Origin of the sequence: Bradyrhizobium diazoefficiens, assembly GCF_016612535.1 — a bacterium.
Classification (GTDB): Bacteria; Pseudomonadota; Alphaproteobacteria; order Rhizobiales; family Xanthobacteraceae; genus Bradyrhizobium; species Bradyrhizobium diazoefficiens_C.
Window position 1 is genome coordinate 2,214,660 of record NZ_JAENXS010000002.1, and the last position, 15,490, is coordinate 2,230,149.

The window sequence follows — 15,490 nt, forward strand, 5'->3', positions numbered from 1 at the left end:
CGCGAACCCGAAGTCATAAAATCAACCAGGAGGAAAGGTCAGATATGCACGAGCATCAAAGCGGCTCCGGGCGACGCTCGGTTTACGTCGACGGGCTCAATTTCAAGGGCGTGCCCATTCCGTTCGGCAGCAAGGCCGGCAGGTTCTTCGTCTCGAGCGGTATCTCGGGCACCGATCCGGCGACACACGAACTCGTCGATGGAGACGCCGGTCAGATAGAGCAGATGTTCGAGAATATGCGGCTGGGCGTGGAAACTGCCGGCGGTTCCATCCAAGGCATATTGAAATGCACGTTTCACGTACGTGACGAGTCCGTGCGCACGCACATCCACGCTCAATGGCTAAAAATGTTTCCCGATCCTGCCAGTCGGCCGGCCCGGCACACCATGATCTACGGCTTTCCGAAGGACGTGGCCGCGATGGTCGAATTCATGGCTGTTCTTCCCGCCGACTGAGGGCTGAGAGGGTCTCAACATGCAAGAGTATCAATCGACGGAAGCCGCGATCGGTGCCTCCCGATGGGTTAACGAGGACCCAGCAAAGGGAAAATTCGACGTCCGCCGCACCGCCTTTACAGCGCAACTCGTCGAGGTCGAGATGCGCAAGGTCTTCGAGCGTTCCTGGCTGTACGTCGGCCACGAGTCCGAGATCCCCAACAAGAACGACTTCATTGCCCGTAGGGTGGTAAATAGGCCCGTAATAATGACCCGCGCTGCAAGCGGGGAGATAAAGGTTCTGTTGAACACCTGCTCACACCGCGGCGCCGAGGTGTGCCGCGAGGCCAAAGGAAACGCCCGGCTGTTCATCTGTCCCTATCATGCCTGGACTTTCCAGAACGATGGTGTTCTGCGCGGAGCATCAATTCCCGAAGGTGCATCCCCTGGCTTCGACAGATCAACTATGGGGCTCAAATCGCCGGCCCGCATGGAAGCCTATCGAGGTTTGGTATTCATCAGCTTCGATAGTGGCGTGCCCGACCTCCCGACCTACTTCGGTAATGCAAAGCAGTACCTCGACATGATCCTGGATCAGGGCGAGGTCGGGACCGAAATTGTCCAAGGCTCGCACGAATATTCCATCGATGCCAACTGGAAGCTCCTGGTCGAGAACAGCATCGACGGGTACCACGCGGCATCTACACACGACCGATATTTCTCATATCTGAGGCGCAACGACGGCGCGATCGATTTCGACGGTTCGCGCATTTCGCGCGGTCTGGACCTTGGCGACGGCCATGCTTTGATGACGGGACAGGCCCGCTTCGCGCGGCCCGTCGCACAATGGTCCCCCATGATGGGAGAGCCGGCGAAGAGTCAGGTCGAAGCGGTCTATGCCCGGCTGGTTGAAAGGTTCGGTTCCGAACGAGCCAACTTGATCGCCAAGCACACCCGCAACCTCTTCATCTTTCCGAATCTTATCATAAACGACGTCCAGGCAGTAACCGTCCGCACATTCTATCCGGTGCGCCACGACCGGATGAGCGTCAACTCCTGGGCGCTCGGGCCGAAGAACGAGCCAGCCGAACTGAGAAAATTGAGACTCGACAACTATCTCACGTTCCTCGGGCCGGGCGGCTTCGCCACGCCCGATGATGTCGAGCTCCTCGAAAGCTGCCAGCGTGGTTTCGCCAATCGAGAAGCCGAATGGTCCGACATCTCTCGGGGCATGGGAAATCCGGCCCAAGATGCTTTGGGTGAGGAGCAGATGCGCGCGTTCTGGCGGCGGTGGGCCCAACTGATGGATGACGGCGGTGTGGACGTGACTAGTGGAGGACAAGTATGACCTTCAGACCACTACGCCTCGAGGTCGAGGATTTCCTGTATCGTGAGGCAGCCCTTCTCGATTCATGGCGCCTTGACGAGTGGCTGTCCCTCTTTTCGGAACGCGGCACGTACGAAATACCGGCGCCCGACGATCTGAACGGAAATTCGGATAGTTCGCTCTTCGTTGTTGCAGACGACTTTGCCAGGCTGAAAGACCGTGTCGTGCAGCTTCTTGGCGATAAGGCATGGGCGGAACGCCCGCGCTCGCGTACGCGACGCATCTTGAGCAATGTGATAGCGGAGGAGCTTCAGACTGGGGAGGTCGACGTCTGGACGAATTTCGTCGTCTATAGAACTAGGCTCGACAAGATCAGTGTCTTCTTCGGACGTCATCAACATATTTTGGCCCGCCACGAAAGTAGCTTCAAAATTCAAAAAAGGCGCTCGGTGCTGGATTTGGAATCGCTGCAGTCCGTGGGCAAAGTCAGCTTCATTCTCTAAGGCGGCCCATGACAGTTCAGAACAGGCAGTGGATTTTGGCACGACGACCCAGGGGTGAGGTACGAGTCGACGACTTTGAACTGATCTCCAAACCCCTGACGACGTTGCAGAGCGGACAGGTTTTGGTCCGCGTACAAGCCTTCGCAAACGCACCCGCGATGCGCGAGTGGATGGACGACGCCTGGGAAGGCACAGCCCCGACGATGCCGTTATGCGAACCAGTTCAGGGACGCGGGGTCGGCGTTGTGACGGCGTCCGAACATCCCAAATTTCGCCCGGGCGACCAGATCACGGGACTTTTGGGCTGGCAGGAATATGCGATCGTCAATCCGGACGACCGGTGGGGACCGGAGGGACGTTCCTGGGCCGGCTCGCAGAAATTCTGGCAGTTGCAAACAAACTCGGATCCGGCCCGCGTTCTCGGCGTTCTCGGCGGAAATGGACTGGCCGCCTACTTGGGGATGGTCGACGTCATCAAACCAAAGAGTGGGGAGACCATCGTGGTGTCGGCGGCCGCTGGCGCCACCGGCTCCTTGGCCGGGCAGATCGCGAAGTTGCACGGCGCTCGCATCGTCGGGATAGCGAGCGGTAAGGAGAAAACCAGCCTGCTGACCGAACGGCTCCGGTTCGATGTTGGTGTCGACCGAAAATCACCCGATTTCGAAGATGAACTGCGCCGCGCCTGCCCGGCCGGCATAAGCGCTTACTTCGACAACACGCAAGGAGAGGTCTTGGACGCCTGCCTGCCGCTCCTTGTGAAGCGCGGGCGCGTCGCCATGTGCGGCGGAGTGGGGGTTCTCAACGCCGCTGCCGGACGCGGCAACTACAACCTCATGCACGTGATCTGGAAACGAGCTCGACTCGAAGGGTTTAGTATCTTCGAGTACTCGGACGAGCAGCGCAAGGAAGCGGTCGCAAATCTCGCCTCGTGGATCGAGGAGGGTTCGCTCGCGATCCTTGAGGACAACCTGTACGGATTCGAAATTCTGCCGACTGCGTTTATCGATCTGCTGGCGGGTCGCAGTGTCGGACGCCAACTGGTGTGGATAGAGCGCAGAGACCCGGCCTCGACCGTTGGGAAGCTCTAGCTAGGAGAGCGTCGATTGGCTGACGTCTGTTGCGGCTTGCCACGTGGTGCGGGCACGCTAATGCTGATGCGTTCGGAGGTACGGTCTATGTGTCATGTACCGAACGAGCCGCGAGAGCGTCTTGGTTGGTATATGCCATCAGATAGATCCGATGATGGCCGGCTCGTTTACGGCGCGGTATTTGTACGGGATGTCTCGTTAAATTGATCTAAACCCTAATGGCTATACCCTATGGGCGAGTCTGCCCCGGGGGCATCGCGAGAAGGACGATTCGCTACCCCATCAAGGCGACTCGGTCTGCAAGTGCCCATCAACAAGATTCGCGCCTGAGGAGACGGAAGATGTCGTTTGGCATGCGGCGTCAATTCAAGTTCACGATCGGCGTCAAGATCTATGCGCTGATCGGTTTGAGCTTCATTGGCCTGGCGGGAGTTGCTACCCTCGATTCTTGGGAGCGCGGCGCGAGCCTGAAGCAGCAGAAGCAGGTCGAACTACAGCACTTGACGGAGCTTGCGCTCAGTATCCTTGCCGAGGAGTACGACGCCACGCAGAAGGGTGCCATCCCGGTGGCGGAGGCGCAGAAGCGGTCCCTTGAGCGCATCTCGATCCTGCGCTACGGCGGCCGCGAGTTCTTCTTTGTCACCGATATGACGCCGCGTGTCCTGATGCACCCCTTTGCGAAGCAGTTGGTCGGCCAGGATGTGTCGGGCGCCACTGACGCCAACGGCAAGCATGAATTCGTCGAAATGGTCGATGTCGCCCGCCGCCTCGGTCATGGCTTCGTCGACTATGATGCGCCAAAGCCAGGCTCCGACAAAGCGCAACCCAAGCTAAGCCATGTCGCTATCTTCGCACCGTGGAATTGGATAGTCGGCACCGGGGTTTATGTCGACGATCTCTCGGCGCAGGTTTGGGCCTCTACCCTGCATTCGCTGATGGCGGCTGGCCTGGTCATGCTGATCACGGTGGCAGTCTCGATGGCCGTGGCTCGCGGTATCACCAATCCCTTGCATCGGATGACGGCGGCGATGAAGGCGCTCGCAGGAGGGCGGCTTGACCTCGACGTGCCCGGCAGCGGACGCGGCGACGAGATCGGCGAGATGGCCGGCGCCGTCGAGGTGTTCAAGAGCAACGCAGTGGCGCGCCAAGTCCTGGAGGCGGAGCAGAAGGAAAGCGAGGCACGCGCAACAGCTCAGCGCAAGGCAGACATGTACAAGATGGCAAACGATTTCGAGGCCGCCATTGGTGAAATCGTCGAAACCGTCTCGACCGCGTCATCAAAACTTGAGCTGTCCGCACACAGGCTAAGCGATACGGCCGAACGCGCTGAAGATCTCGCGACCACGGTTGCCGCAGCGTCCGAGAAGGCCTCGACCAACGTGCAATCGGTTGCCTCGGCGACGGAGGAGATGGCCTCTTCCGTTACCGAGATCAGTCGGCAAGTACAGGAATCGGCTCTCATGGCGGGCGAAGCGGTGGAGCAGGCGAGAAGGACCAACGATCGGGTCAGCGAGTTGTCCAAGGCGGCAAGTCGTATCGGTGACGTCGTCGAATTGATCAACTCCATTGCCGGGCAGACCAATCTGTTGGCGTTGAATGCCACGATCGAGGCAGCCCGGGCCGGAGAGGCCGGCCGCGGCTTCGCAGTGGTGGCTTCCGAAGTAAAGGCACTCGCCGAACAAACCGCGAGAGCAACTGACGAGATAGGCCAGCAGGTCGCGGGCATTCAGACTGCGACCCAGGAGTCCGTCGGTGCAATCGAGACGATCTCGGCCACAATCGGACGGTTGTCGGAAGTGTCTTCAGCGATCGCGGCCGCGGTGGAAGAACAGGGCGCAGCGACGCAGGAGATATCGCGCAACGTGCAGCAGGCTGCGAACGGGACACAAGACGTCTCGGCTAACATCACGGATGTACAGCGTGGCGCCAGCGAGACCGGGACGGCCTCGTCGGAGGTGCTCGAAGCGGCGCAGCGGCTTTCCAGCGACAGTACCCGCCTGAAACAAGAAGTCGGTCGCTTCCTGACCGGTATCCGCACCGCATAGTCGTGACCGTGTAACTCTTTGAGATTCAAAAGGTCGCTTGGCCATCACGTGCTGGCGGCGGGATCACGCGATCATCGTTTGCGGCCGGATACCATCTCGGCTTTTTCCACCAGGAGAGTTCAGTCAGCGCGCCTTCAGGCACCTCGACGCCTCACGGCATCTGCGAATCGGCCAAACAACTGAAGCAGACGAGAGCGGTGCTCGGCTAATCGCAGGCGGGCTCAGGAACCCTCTACTCCGGCAACATAACGGCGAGCGTCGTGTCGGCTACGTACTGCTCGGCCCACGGAACCGACGCCTAAAGTGCCATCGAGCGCCATTGCCAGCGAGGCCTCTCGACCGGTTCCCCTTATCAATCGTTCGTTTTTGCTGCTGTTGCTCTGCCGCCTGTCGGCACATTGCCTACTATCAATGCACGGCTCTTTAACTTTACCTTCGTAAAATATAATCGTGGGCGAAAGGTATTCCAAAATGATGACCCGTGTGACCGTAACGAGCTTCTTGACGGCTGTTATTGCCTTTATGGCCCTTTCAGTGGTGGCTCTCGTCTCCTGGAACGCATGGAACTCGGTCGATCGAGCTAGAAGAGCCGATCAGCTCGCGTCGGTGGCTCAAGCTTCGGAGACCACCTTTAGAGTGATGAGCAATCTTCTTAAAGTTCGAGCCGTCACAGTTTATGGCTTTAATGGATCGGCACCGATTGATCCAAAGTTACAGGCATACCTCACCAAGTTTCGCGTGGCAGCGCGAGAGGAAATCCCGACGCTTTTCGCGATCTTGCAAGCCATCAGACCACCTCTGCAAATTATGACCGAGTCGCTCGAATTGCAGATGAATGCATTTTCAAGGTTGGACGACACTGCATTCGAGGTAATCAGCAAGTCGAAATCCGAACGTCCCGCGGATATTGCCCAACGGTATGCGGACGTGAGCTCTGCACTCCTCGGCAGTTTAGAAACTATGTCCGGTGAACTAGACGCGCGAGCGAGCCGAAGCGATCCATTCGTGGACCGGTTGGTCGTCTTCAAACAACTTGCTTGGCGGCTCAGGAATGCCGGCGGCGAGGTCTCGACCTTGATCGGGCATAAGATCGAAGGCGGTCCACTGGCCGAAGATCGGCAAAATTATGCGCGGCTACAGGGTAAGATCGAGATGGCCTGGTATTCCATTGAAGGCCTCAGATCCCAGACGTTGCTTCCGACTGAGGTCGCTGAAGCTGTCGGAGCCGTCAAGTCCGGGTATTTTGCCCCCGACTATCTTGCGCTTCGTGACCGCCTGTTCGAAGCCACGTCGAAAGGCCAGAAGCCGGAGATGAACGTCGCGCAATGGGTGGATTACCATGCTCCACGTCTGGCGACGGCGCAGACTCTTGCCCAGACCTCCCTTGAAACCGCACGACGATACGCCGCAGAACAGAAGGCGATCGCGACCCATGAATTGATCGGGCAGATTGCGTTGTTTATCTGCGCGGTTTCAGTCGCCTTGGCCAGCATAATTGGCCTTCGTCGGCATGTTACCGCCCCGCTACGACGTATCCGAGATGCCATGATTGCTCTCGCCGACGGAAATCTGTCGATTGCGGCGGATTTTTCCGAAAGGAAAGACGAAATAGGCGCGCTTGCGCGCGCAATGTCTACGTTCAAGGTGAATGCACTGGAGAAGGCACGAATCGAGGAGGAGCAGCAGGCTCACACCGCAACAACCATCGAACGTCAACGGACGATAGACAGGCACATTGCAGCGTTCGAAGAGCAAATGTCAGGCGCACTTTCATCCCTATCGTCAGCGTCCGATCAGATGCGGACGATGTCCGATGATATGTCGCGCGTATCTGTCGAAACGAGCTCCCAAGTGACGTCGGCAGAACGAGCCTCAGGCGACGCCTCCTTGAGTGTACAGAACGTTGCCTCCGCTTCGGAGGAACTAAGCGCGACGATCGCCGATATTGCGCGGCAGTCGACTCAAGCTGCCAGCTTTGCGGCTCACGCCGTCGAACAGGCTGCCAATACCGATACGACCGTACAAGGATTGGCCGAGAGCGCCGGCAAGATCGGCACCGTAGTCGAGCTCATTACTGGCATCGCTGCTCAGACCAACCTTCTCGCCTTGAATGCCACGATCGAGGCCGCCCGCGCAGGTGAATCCGGCAGAGGATTCGCAGTCGTCGCCTCAGAGGTCAAGTCGCTCGCGACCCAGACGGCAAGAGCGACGGAAGAAATCTCCGCCCAAATCTCGACCGTACAGATGGTTGCTCAAGAAGCAGTCGCGGCGATCAAAGCGATCGGCGGGACAATTGGACAGGTCAGTCAGGTTGCGGCTTCGATCGCCGCGGCAGTGGACCAGCAAGGAGCGGCAACTCGTGAAATCAGCGCAAGCACTCAGGTCGCGGCAGCGAGTACTGTAAGAGTGTCGGAAGGCATTTCGGGGGTCACCGCAGGCGCGGAGGCAGCAGGAGTCGCCGCACGCAATGTGATGGTGGCGGCACAGGCTCTGGATTCCGAAACAAACGCGCTTCGAAACCGAATCCACACCTTTATGAATCAAATCCGAGCCGCTTAGCCCATCTCAAAGACCAAGCTTACGTTCGGGTCTACCAATTGCGGATCTCTTGTTAGGTCCCGAAAGGAGGCCCGGCGCCGCCAACGCCGGGCCTCTAGTTCTGAGATGCTCGATCGTTCGGGCTCTCAGGGTCCGGCGGGAGGAGCCGGAACTGCGTCAACCGTCCTTGCAGTGATCGGCGATCCGCTACGCATCAGCTTCGAGATGGAGAGCCTTTCCATTAAGGTCTCCAGGCTCCAGTTTTTGTACGATTGTTGGTTAGCCACTGGCCGACGATCGTAATCTGCCTTGCGCCATGCGGCACGAGGTAGATGACGAGGAACAGGAGCACGCCGAACACGGCACCGGAGAGGCCCTTTGAAATGCCCTCTGCGATATTCGGCACGAAGATGATGAAGGCGGCACCGACAATCGAGCCGGGCAGCCAGCCGACGCCGCCGACGACCATGCCGAGGAACAGCTGGATCGCAAGCGTGATGGTGAAGCTGTCGGGCGCGACGAACTGCACCGCGATCGCGCTCAGGCCGCCGGCGACGCCGGTGATGGCCGCGGAGACGCCGAAGGCAAGCGTCTTGTAGAGCGCGACGTTGACGCCCATGGCCGAGGCCGCGATCTCGTTGTCGCGGATCGCCATGAAGGCGCGGCCCGAGCGAGACCGCAGCAGGTTGACCGAGAAGATGTAGATCGCGAGCACGACGACGAGCGAGAAGTAGTACAGCCACATGTCCTGCGACATCGGCAGGCCGAACGGCGCGTCGGGCTTGGTCACGACCAAGCCCTGCACGCCGCCGGTCCAGGGCTCGAGGAAGTTCAGCTTGAGCAGCTGCGGCATCGCGGTGGCGAGCGCGAAGGTCGCGAGCGCCAGGTAGACGCCGGAAAGCCGCAGCGCCGGCTGGCCGAACAGGAAGCCCGCGCCGAAGCAAACCACGCCCGCGACCGGCAGGCAGAGGAAGTAGGGGATGTTGAACTGCTCCATCATCACCGCGGTGACGTAGGCGCCGATGCCGTAGAACGCGCTCTGGCCGAGCGAGAACTGGCCCGAGCCGCCGGTCAGGATGTTCAGCGCCAGCACGGCCAGGCCCAGATACAGGAGCTGGGTCAGCTGGAAGATCACGAAGTTCTTCGCAAACAGTGGAACGGCGATGAGAAGCAGCAGCACCACGATCGAGGTGCTAGTGCCCAGCGTCATGGCCCGCTTCGGAACGGCTTCGACCGCCGCGTGGCCTTCGGCGACGACTTCTTCGGCTGCGCTCATGATCAAACTCGCTTGACGATGGGCCGGCCGAAGAGGCCGGCCGGTTTGACGACCAGGACGGAGATGATCAGCGCCAGCGCGATCGGGAGTTTCAGCTCATTGCCGACACCGGGGATGTAGGTACCCGCGAGGTTCTCGAAGATGCCAACCAGGAAGCCGCCGAGCACGGCGCCGAACGGGCTGGTCAGGCCGCCAACCACGGCAGAAGCGAAGCCGTAGATCAGCACGCCGCCCATCATGTTGGGCTCCAGGAACACGACCGGTGCGATCAGCATGCCGGCGATCGCGCCGATCGCGGTCGCCATGCCCCAGCCAAGCGCGATCATCCAGGAGGTGTTGATGCCGACCAGCCGGGCCGACTCAGGCAGCGAGGCCGCGGCCCGCATGGCGAGGCCGATCCTGGTGTACTGGAAGAAGAAGTAGAGACCGAGCAGCAGCAGCACGGTGACGCCGATCATGCCAGCCTGGTGGGTCGAGATCAGCTGGCTGCCGAGGAACGGCGAGGAGCCGAACGGGGTCGGGTACTGCTTGATGGTGAAGTCCCAGATCAGGCCGGCCGAGGAATTGATGATCGCAAACAGCGCGATGAAGCCGGCGACATTGGTCAGCACCGGCGCTTTCGCCAGCGGCTTGAACAGGATGCGCTCGATCGCGACGCCGCCGACGAAGGCGAAGACCAGCGTGATCACGAACGCGCCCCAATAGGGTACGCCCCACTGCATCAGCTGCCAGGAGACGAAGGTTGAGAACATCGCCATCTCGCCTTGCGAAAAGTTTAGATGGCCGATCGCCTGGTAAATCATGACCACGGCGAGCGCCATACAGGCGTAGATCGCGCCGGTGGCGATCCCAGCCAGGACCTGGTTGACTAATAGTTGCATCGTCCTGGCTCCTAAAGCGTGACGGATTCTAAGGTCGACCTCTCCCATGAGGAGAGGTCGCGCCGCAGGCCCAAATTAGGGGATGAGGTCTCCCAGTAGAGCTGCGGCCCCTCACCCGATTTGCACCGGACGATGCTTCGCATCGCCAGGCGCAGATCCGCCTCTTCCCGCTGAGAAAAAGTGGACCGAGTGCGCAGACAGATCGATTCCATCATCGCTCCTCAGTAGCCCAGATAGGATTTGCGGATTTCTTCGTTGTTCGCGATGTCCTTGGCATTGCCCGACATCACGATACGGCCGGTCTCGATCACATAGGCCTGGTCGGCGAGCTCGAGCGCGAGCTGGGCGTTCTGTTCGACTACCAGGATCGACACCTTGTCCTCGCGGTTGATCTTGCCGAGAATGCCGAACAGGTCGCGCACCACCAGCGGCGCAAGTCCGAAGGACGGCTCGTCCAGCAGCATCAGTCGCGGCCGCAGCATCAGGGCGCGGGCGACCGCGAGCATCTGCTGCTCGCCGCCGGAGAGCGTGCCGGCCTGCTGGGTATGCCGCTGCTTCAGCACCGGGAAATACGCATACATGCGCTCGATGTCCGAGACGATGCCGGCATTGTCCTTGCGGGCGATGGCGCCGAGCTGCAGGTTTTCCTCCACCGTCATGGTGGTGAAGGTGCCGCGGCCCTGCGGCACATGGGCGATGCCGAACCGCACGATGCTTTCGGTCGAGCGGTTGTTCAGCGGCTTGCCGTCGAACTCGATGCCGCCGGTGGAGCGTACCATGTTGCAGATCGCGCGCAGCGTCGTGGTCTTGCCGGCGCCGTTGGCGCCAAGCAGCGTCGTCAACGAGCCCTCGCTGAGCGAGAAGGAGAGGCCGTGGAGCGCCTGGACCTGGCCGTAATAGGCGCGCAGGTCCTTGACGTTGAGCAGCGTCGTCATTGGTCCTTGCTCCCGAGATAGGCCTTGATGACGTCGGGATCCGCCTGCACCTGGGCGGGGGTGCCTTCCGCGAGCTTCTTGCCGAAATTCAGCGCGACGACGTGGTCGGCGATCGACATCACGAGGCCCATGTGATGCTCGACCAGCAGCACGGTCATGTGGCGCTCATCCCGGATTTTGCGGATGAGATCGCCGAGGACGTAGACCTCTTCGTGGTTGAGGCCGCCGGCGGGTTCGTCGAGCAGCAGGATCTTCGGGTCCGCCGCGAGCGCGCGCGCCAGCTCGACGCGCTTCTGGGTGCCGAAGGGCAGGCCGGAGACGGTGGTGTGGGCGACGTCCTCGAGATCGAGATAGGCGAGGATCTCGTGCACCTTCTTGTTCACGCTGGTTTCGCTGCGGCGAATCCAGGCGAGCCGCAGCGAGTCGCTGATGATGTCAGAAGAGGTGCGGGCGTGCGTGCCGACGCGGACATTGTCCATCACCGAGAGGTTCGGAAACAGCGCCACGTTCTGGAAGGTGCGGCCGATGCCGATCTCGGCGATCCGGTGCGGCGGCCGCGTCAAAATGCTCGCGCCGTCCATCAGGATGTCGCCGGACGACGGCTGGTACAGGCGGGAGAGGCAGTTGAAGAGCGTGGTCTTGCCGGCGCCGTTGGGGCCGATCAATCCGAGGATCTGGCCCTTGTGCATGTCGAAGGACACGCCGTTGAGCGCGACGATGCCGCCGAACACGACGCTGACGTCGCGAACCGCGAGCAGAGGCTCTCCAAGAGCCAAATGCGGACTGCTCATGAAACGCGCCTTCGCTCCTGCCGACAAAGCCGACCAAGACGATCGCCCACCTCGCGTCCGCCCAACAAAAACGTTCTTCTTGCAATGCAACGCTTGCCCTCCCCACATTGTCCTCTTCACGCCCAAGTGGCGATCGGCAGTAGCTCCATTTGCGCCCTGGCGCAGCCGATCACGCGACTAACGGCTTCGCGGACTTGATAGCCGCGCGTTCCTTCTCGACCTGCGCGACGTGCCGTTCGCGCACATGGCCGTAGCCGCGGATTTTCTCCGGCAACGATGCCAGCGCGACCGCCCTATCGACGGTTTCCTTGCCGAGCGTCACGATCAGCGTCTCGATCTCCGCCTCGTAGTCCGCAAGCAGGCGCAGTGCGAGTTTCCGCTCAGTGTTATTCCGGAACGGATCGAGCACCGTGCCACGCAGCCGCCTAAACCTCTTCAGCAGACGGAAAGCGGTCATCAGCCAAGGCCCAACCTCTTTCTTGTACGCACGGCCGTTCTGGTCGACGCCACCGAACGGCCATGCACCGACGTTGAAGCGAATTTTGTAGTTGCCCTCGAAGGTCGCCTGCAGCTCCTTCCTGAAGGTGCCCGACGAGAAGAGTCGCGCGACCTCGAACTCGTCCTTGATCGCGAGCAGCTTGAAGTAGTAGCGCGCAACCGCGGTGCTAAAACGATCGTCAAGCCCGCGGCCTTTTTCCGCAGCAATGGCGCGATCCACCAGCGCCTTGTAACGCTGCGCATAGGTGGTGTCCTGATAGTCGGCGAGATAGGCCATCGAACGTTCAACGATGGCGTTGCTCGACATATCGATGCGCTTCGGCGGCTGCCAGCTCGCATTCACGGCGGCCTTCTCGACAGCGTGGGGATTGACGGCGGCGCGCCGACCCCACAGGAAACTTCTCTTGTTGAAGTCGACTTGCACGTTGTTGAGCTCGATTGCCTTCGTGATCGACCTCAGCGACAGCGGTACATATCCCATCTGCCAGGCCACGCCGAGCATGAACATATTGGCGGCAAGCGTGTCACCCATCAGACCGGCCCCGATGCGCAGCCCTTCGATCGCCAGCAGATTGCCGCCGCCGCAGCGATCCCGTATCCGCTGAATCAGTGCTCCCTGATCCATGTGCCAGTCCGGGTTTCGGGAGAAGTCGGTTGTCGGCACGAGATCGCTCGCGACTACGACCCGACTTTGCCCCGGCTTCAAGCGGGCGAGAGCCTCAGCGCCTGCCGTGACCACGAGATCGCAGCCGATCACCACGTCGGCCTCTGCATCCGCTATGCGGGTCGCGTGCAACTGCTCGGCCGCCGGCGCGACACGGACATGCGACATCACCGCTCCGTATTTTTGCGCAAGCCCCGTCACGTCAAGAACCGAAACAGCGAGGCCTTCAACATGAGCTGCCATGCCGAGAACCTGGCCGACGGTGACGACGCCAGTACCGCCCACGCCGGTGAGAAGTATCGAATGACCGCGTGTGAGTTGAGGGATTCTCGGCATCGGCGGGTCCGGAAAATTGACGTCGCTGAAGCCGTCCTTCCTGGCCTTTCGCAGAGATCCTCCGTACACGGTCACGAAGCTTGGACAAAAGCCCTCGATGCAACTGAAGTCCTTGTTGCAGGAACTCTGATTGATCTTGCGCCTTCGGCCGAATTCGGTCTCGAGCGGTTCAATCGACATGCAGTTCGATACTTTCGAACAATCGCCGCAGCCTTCGCATACCGCCGCATTGATGAAACTGCGCTTGGCGGGATCGGCCCACTTGCCACGCTTGCGCAGGCGGCGTCTTTCCGTAGCGCAGGGCTGGTCGTAAACGATAATTGAGACGCCTTCCGTCTCGCGGCAGTGCCGCATCACCGCGTCAAGATCGGTTCGCGGCAAGAGTGATACACCAACAGGCAAGCCCATATTGCCGTATCTATCGAGGTCGTCGGTCAGAACGAAAATCGCTTTGGCTCCCTCGGCCGTCAGTTCTGTGACGATTTGATGAACCGAGAGCTCGCCATCGATCGGCTGGCCGCCTGTCATCGAAACGAAGCCGTTGGCGAGAATCTTGTACGTGATGTTCGCCTTTGCGGCGATTGACTGCCTGATCGCGAGAAAGCCCGAATGGAAGTATGTGCCGTCACCAATGTTGGCGAATACGTGCTTTTCGTCCGTGAACTTGTGCTGGCCCAGCCAGTGGACGCCCTCCGCCCCCATCTGCGCGAAAATCGGCAATGTCTTGGCCGGATCGCTGTACGCGGCCATGCCATGACAACCGATGCCGGCGATCGCCCGCGAGCCGTCCGGCACCTGGGTCGAGCGATTGTGCGGGCAACCGGAACAGAAGCCGGGGCTGCGATTGGGGGTGCCGGGATCGGTCGGCGCCCCACGTTCTGCCGCGGGCGGCTTCGGCAGGATGTTCGAGAGATCGCGATTCAGCTTGCACAATTGCACAAAGATCGCGCGACTGATCGATGCCGACGAAAGCTCGCCCCAGCCTTGCAGGATCACCTCTCCGCGCTCCGGTGCGAAGGCCTGCGCGTTGTCATACTTGCCGACAATCCGAGGGCGATTCGGAAGGGCCAGGTCATACAAAATGGCCTTCAACTGATCTTCGAGAATGCCGCGCTTTTCCTCGACCACGAGAATTGCATCGAGCCCTGCGGCAAACTCGCGAATGAATTCGGGATCGAGCGGCCAGGTCATGCCGACCTTGCCAACACGAATGCCCAGTTGCATCTGACGGTCTTCGCTGAGATCAAGGCCGGCCAACGACTGCATCACGTCCTGGAACGACTTGCCCGCAGACAGGATGCCCAACCGGGCATCGCGCACCTCTCGAACCACATAGTTCAAATGGTTCGCGCGCGCATAGGCGATCGCCGCCGGCAGCCGGTGATTGACGAGCCTCTCCTCCCCGACCAGCGGCGGATCGAAGACGCGCAGGTTGCGGCCTTCGGGCCCAAGTTCCGGCGCTTGCGGAATGTCGGGCATTGTGATCGTGGGCGCATCGGCCCCGACATAGACAGACCCGCCGCCCTCCACGACGTCGTTATGCACTTTGAAGCCCACGGCGCAGCCCGAGAAGCGGCTCAGCGCGATCCCATGCAACCCAAGCTCCAACAGTTCCTGGGTATTGGAGGGATAGAGCAAAGGCATGCCCGTGGCGATGAAGATCGGGTCCGAAAAATTATAGACGGTAGACGACTTGACGCCATGATCGTCGCCCGCGATCGCGAGAACGCCGCCGTTCTTGCTCGCGCCGGCCACGCCCAGATGACGTAAGGCGTCCGTGCTGCGGTCCGTGCCCGGCCCTTTGCCGTACCAGATCGAGAACACGCCATCGACCTTGGCGCCCGGGATCTGACCGACATACTGCGCGCCCCAAACGGCCGTCGCGGCAAGGTCTTCGTTGATGCCTGGCATGAAGTGGATGTTGTGCCGCTCCAGCAGGTTTTTCTGCGCCCACAGCTCCATGTCGTAGCGACCAAGCGGAGAACCGCGATAGCCCGAGATGAATCCCCCCGTGTTCAATCCAGCCGCCTTGTCGCGGATCGCCTGCTGGATCGGCAGCCGCGTCAAGGCCTGCGTGCCGGTGAGGTAAATCCAGCCGTCCTGAACATTGAACTTATCGTCGAGCGTGACGTCGGCTCGGAAAACAGGGGTATTCATTGTCAACTATCCGCTAC

At 60.6% G+C, this 15,490-nt stretch carries 11 protein-coding genes; 6 read left to right on the forward strand and 5 right to left on the reverse strand.

What is annotated here, in order from left to right; all coding sequences use genetic code 11:
- Positions 1-44 precede the first annotated feature (44 nt).
- The 6 genes from JJE66_RS27285 to JJE66_RS27310 all read left to right on the forward strand — a co-directional run bounded on the left by JJE66_RS27285 (position 45) and on the right by JJE66_RS27310 (position 7,956).
- Positions 45-455: a RidA family protein gene (locus JJE66_RS27285; protein WP_200517543.1), complete on the forward strand. Its 411-nt coding sequence runs from the start codon at positions 45-47 to the stop codon at positions 453-455.
- Between the two features lie 19 nt (positions 456-474).
- A complete protein-coding gene (locus JJE66_RS27290; protein ID WP_200517544.1) occupies positions 475-1,782 on the forward strand; it encodes an SRPBCC family protein in 1,308 nt (435 codons plus the stop codon).
- The gene (locus JJE66_RS27295; protein WP_200517545.1) at positions 1,779-2,264 is read left to right on the forward strand and encodes an aromatic-ring-hydroxylating dioxygenase subunit beta; all 486 of its coding nucleotides are present in this window, start codon (positions 1,779-1,781) and stop codon (positions 2,262-2,264) included. The genes JJE66_RS27290 and JJE66_RS27295 overlap by 4 nt, the downstream gene beginning before the upstream one ends.
- An 8-nt stretch (positions 2,265-2,272) precedes the next feature.
- On the forward strand, positions 2,273-3,352 hold the full coding sequence (locus JJE66_RS27300) for an NADP-dependent oxidoreductase (protein WP_200517546.1): 1,080 nt from the start codon (positions 2,273-2,275) through the stop codon (positions 3,350-3,352).
- A 341-nt stretch (positions 3,353-3,693) separates the two neighbouring features.
- On the forward strand, positions 3,694-5,397 hold the full coding sequence (locus JJE66_RS27305; RefSeq protein WP_200517547.1) for a methyl-accepting chemotaxis protein: 1,704 nt from the start codon (positions 3,694-3,696) through the stop codon (positions 5,395-5,397).
- A gap of 471 nt (positions 5,398-5,868) precedes the next feature.
- Entirely contained in the window at positions 5,869-7,956 is a 2,088-nt protein-coding gene (locus JJE66_RS27310) for a methyl-accepting chemotaxis protein (protein ID WP_200517548.1), read from the forward strand.
- 220 nt (positions 7,957-8,176) lie between these two features.
- On the opposite strand, the gene JJE66_RS27315 is transcribed toward JJE66_RS27310, so the two are convergent.
- The 5 genes from JJE66_RS27315 to JJE66_RS27335 all read right to left on the reverse strand — a co-directional run bounded on the left by JJE66_RS27315 (position 8,177) and on the right by JJE66_RS27335 (position 15,473).
- Positions 8,177-9,211, reverse strand: coding sequence for a branched-chain amino acid ABC transporter permease (locus JJE66_RS27315; RefSeq protein ID WP_200517549.1), 1,035 nt, complete (start codon positions 9,209-9,211; stop codon positions 8,177-8,179).
- Between the two features lie 2 nt (positions 9,212-9,213).
- Positions 9,214-10,092, reverse strand: coding sequence for a branched-chain amino acid ABC transporter permease (locus JJE66_RS27320; protein WP_200517550.1), 879 nt, complete (start codon positions 10,090-10,092; stop codon positions 9,214-9,216).
- Between the two features lie 221 nt (positions 10,093-10,313).
- Positions 10,314-11,027, reverse strand: a complete 714-nt coding sequence (locus JJE66_RS27325; protein WP_200517551.1) for an ABC transporter ATP-binding protein — start codon at positions 11,025-11,027, stop codon at positions 10,314-10,316.
- Positions 11,024-11,818, reverse strand: a complete 795-nt coding sequence (locus JJE66_RS27330; protein WP_200517552.1) for an ABC transporter ATP-binding protein — start codon at positions 11,816-11,818, stop codon at positions 11,024-11,026. Before JJE66_RS27330 ends, JJE66_RS27325 begins: the two co-directional genes overlap by 4 nt.
- Before the next feature lie 169 nt (positions 11,819-11,987).
- On the reverse strand, positions 11,988-15,473 hold the full coding sequence (locus JJE66_RS27335) for an indolepyruvate ferredoxin oxidoreductase family protein (protein ID WP_200517553.1): 3,486 nt from the start codon (positions 15,471-15,473) through the stop codon (positions 11,988-11,990).
- Positions 15,474-15,490: the final 17 nt, after the last annotated feature.

Coding starts and splice junctions, on each gene's coding strand:
- JJE66_RS27285 (WP_200517543.1), top strand. CDS start 45: ATGCACGAGCATCAAAGCGGCTCCGGGCGACGCTCGGTTTACGTCGAC.
- JJE66_RS27290 (WP_200517544.1), top strand. CDS start 475: ATGCAAGAGTATCAATCGACGGAAGCCGCGATCGGTGCCTCCCGATGG.
- JJE66_RS27295 (WP_200517545.1), top strand. CDS start 1,779: ATGACCTTCAGACCACTACGCCTCGAGGTCGAGGATTTCCTGTATCGT.
- JJE66_RS27300 (WP_200517546.1), top strand. CDS start 2,273: ATGACAGTTCAGAACAGGCAGTGGATTTTGGCACGACGACCCAGGGGT.
- JJE66_RS27305 (WP_200517547.1), top strand. CDS start 3,694: ATGTCGTTTGGCATGCGGCGTCAATTCAAGTTCACGATCGGCGTCAAG.
- JJE66_RS27310 (WP_200517548.1), top strand. CDS start 5,869: ATGATGACCCGTGTGACCGTAACGAGCTTCTTGACGGCTGTTATTGCC.
- JJE66_RS27315 (WP_200517549.1), bottom strand. CDS start 9,211: ATGAGCGCAGCCGAAGAAGTCGTCGCCGAAGGCCACGCGGCGGTCGAA.
- JJE66_RS27320 (WP_200517550.1), bottom strand. CDS start 10,092: ATGCAACTATTAGTCAACCAGGTCCTGGCTGGGATCGCCACCGGCGCG.
- JJE66_RS27325 (WP_200517551.1), bottom strand. CDS start 11,027: ATGACGACGCTGCTCAACGTCAAGGACCTGCGCGCCTATTACGGCCAG.
- JJE66_RS27330 (WP_200517552.1), bottom strand. CDS start 11,818: ATGAGCAGTCCGCATTTGGCTCTTGGAGAGCCTCTGCTCGCGGTTCGC.
- JJE66_RS27335 (WP_200517553.1), bottom strand. CDS start 15,473: ATGAATACCCCTGTTTTCCGAGCCGACGTCACGCTCGACGATAAGTTC.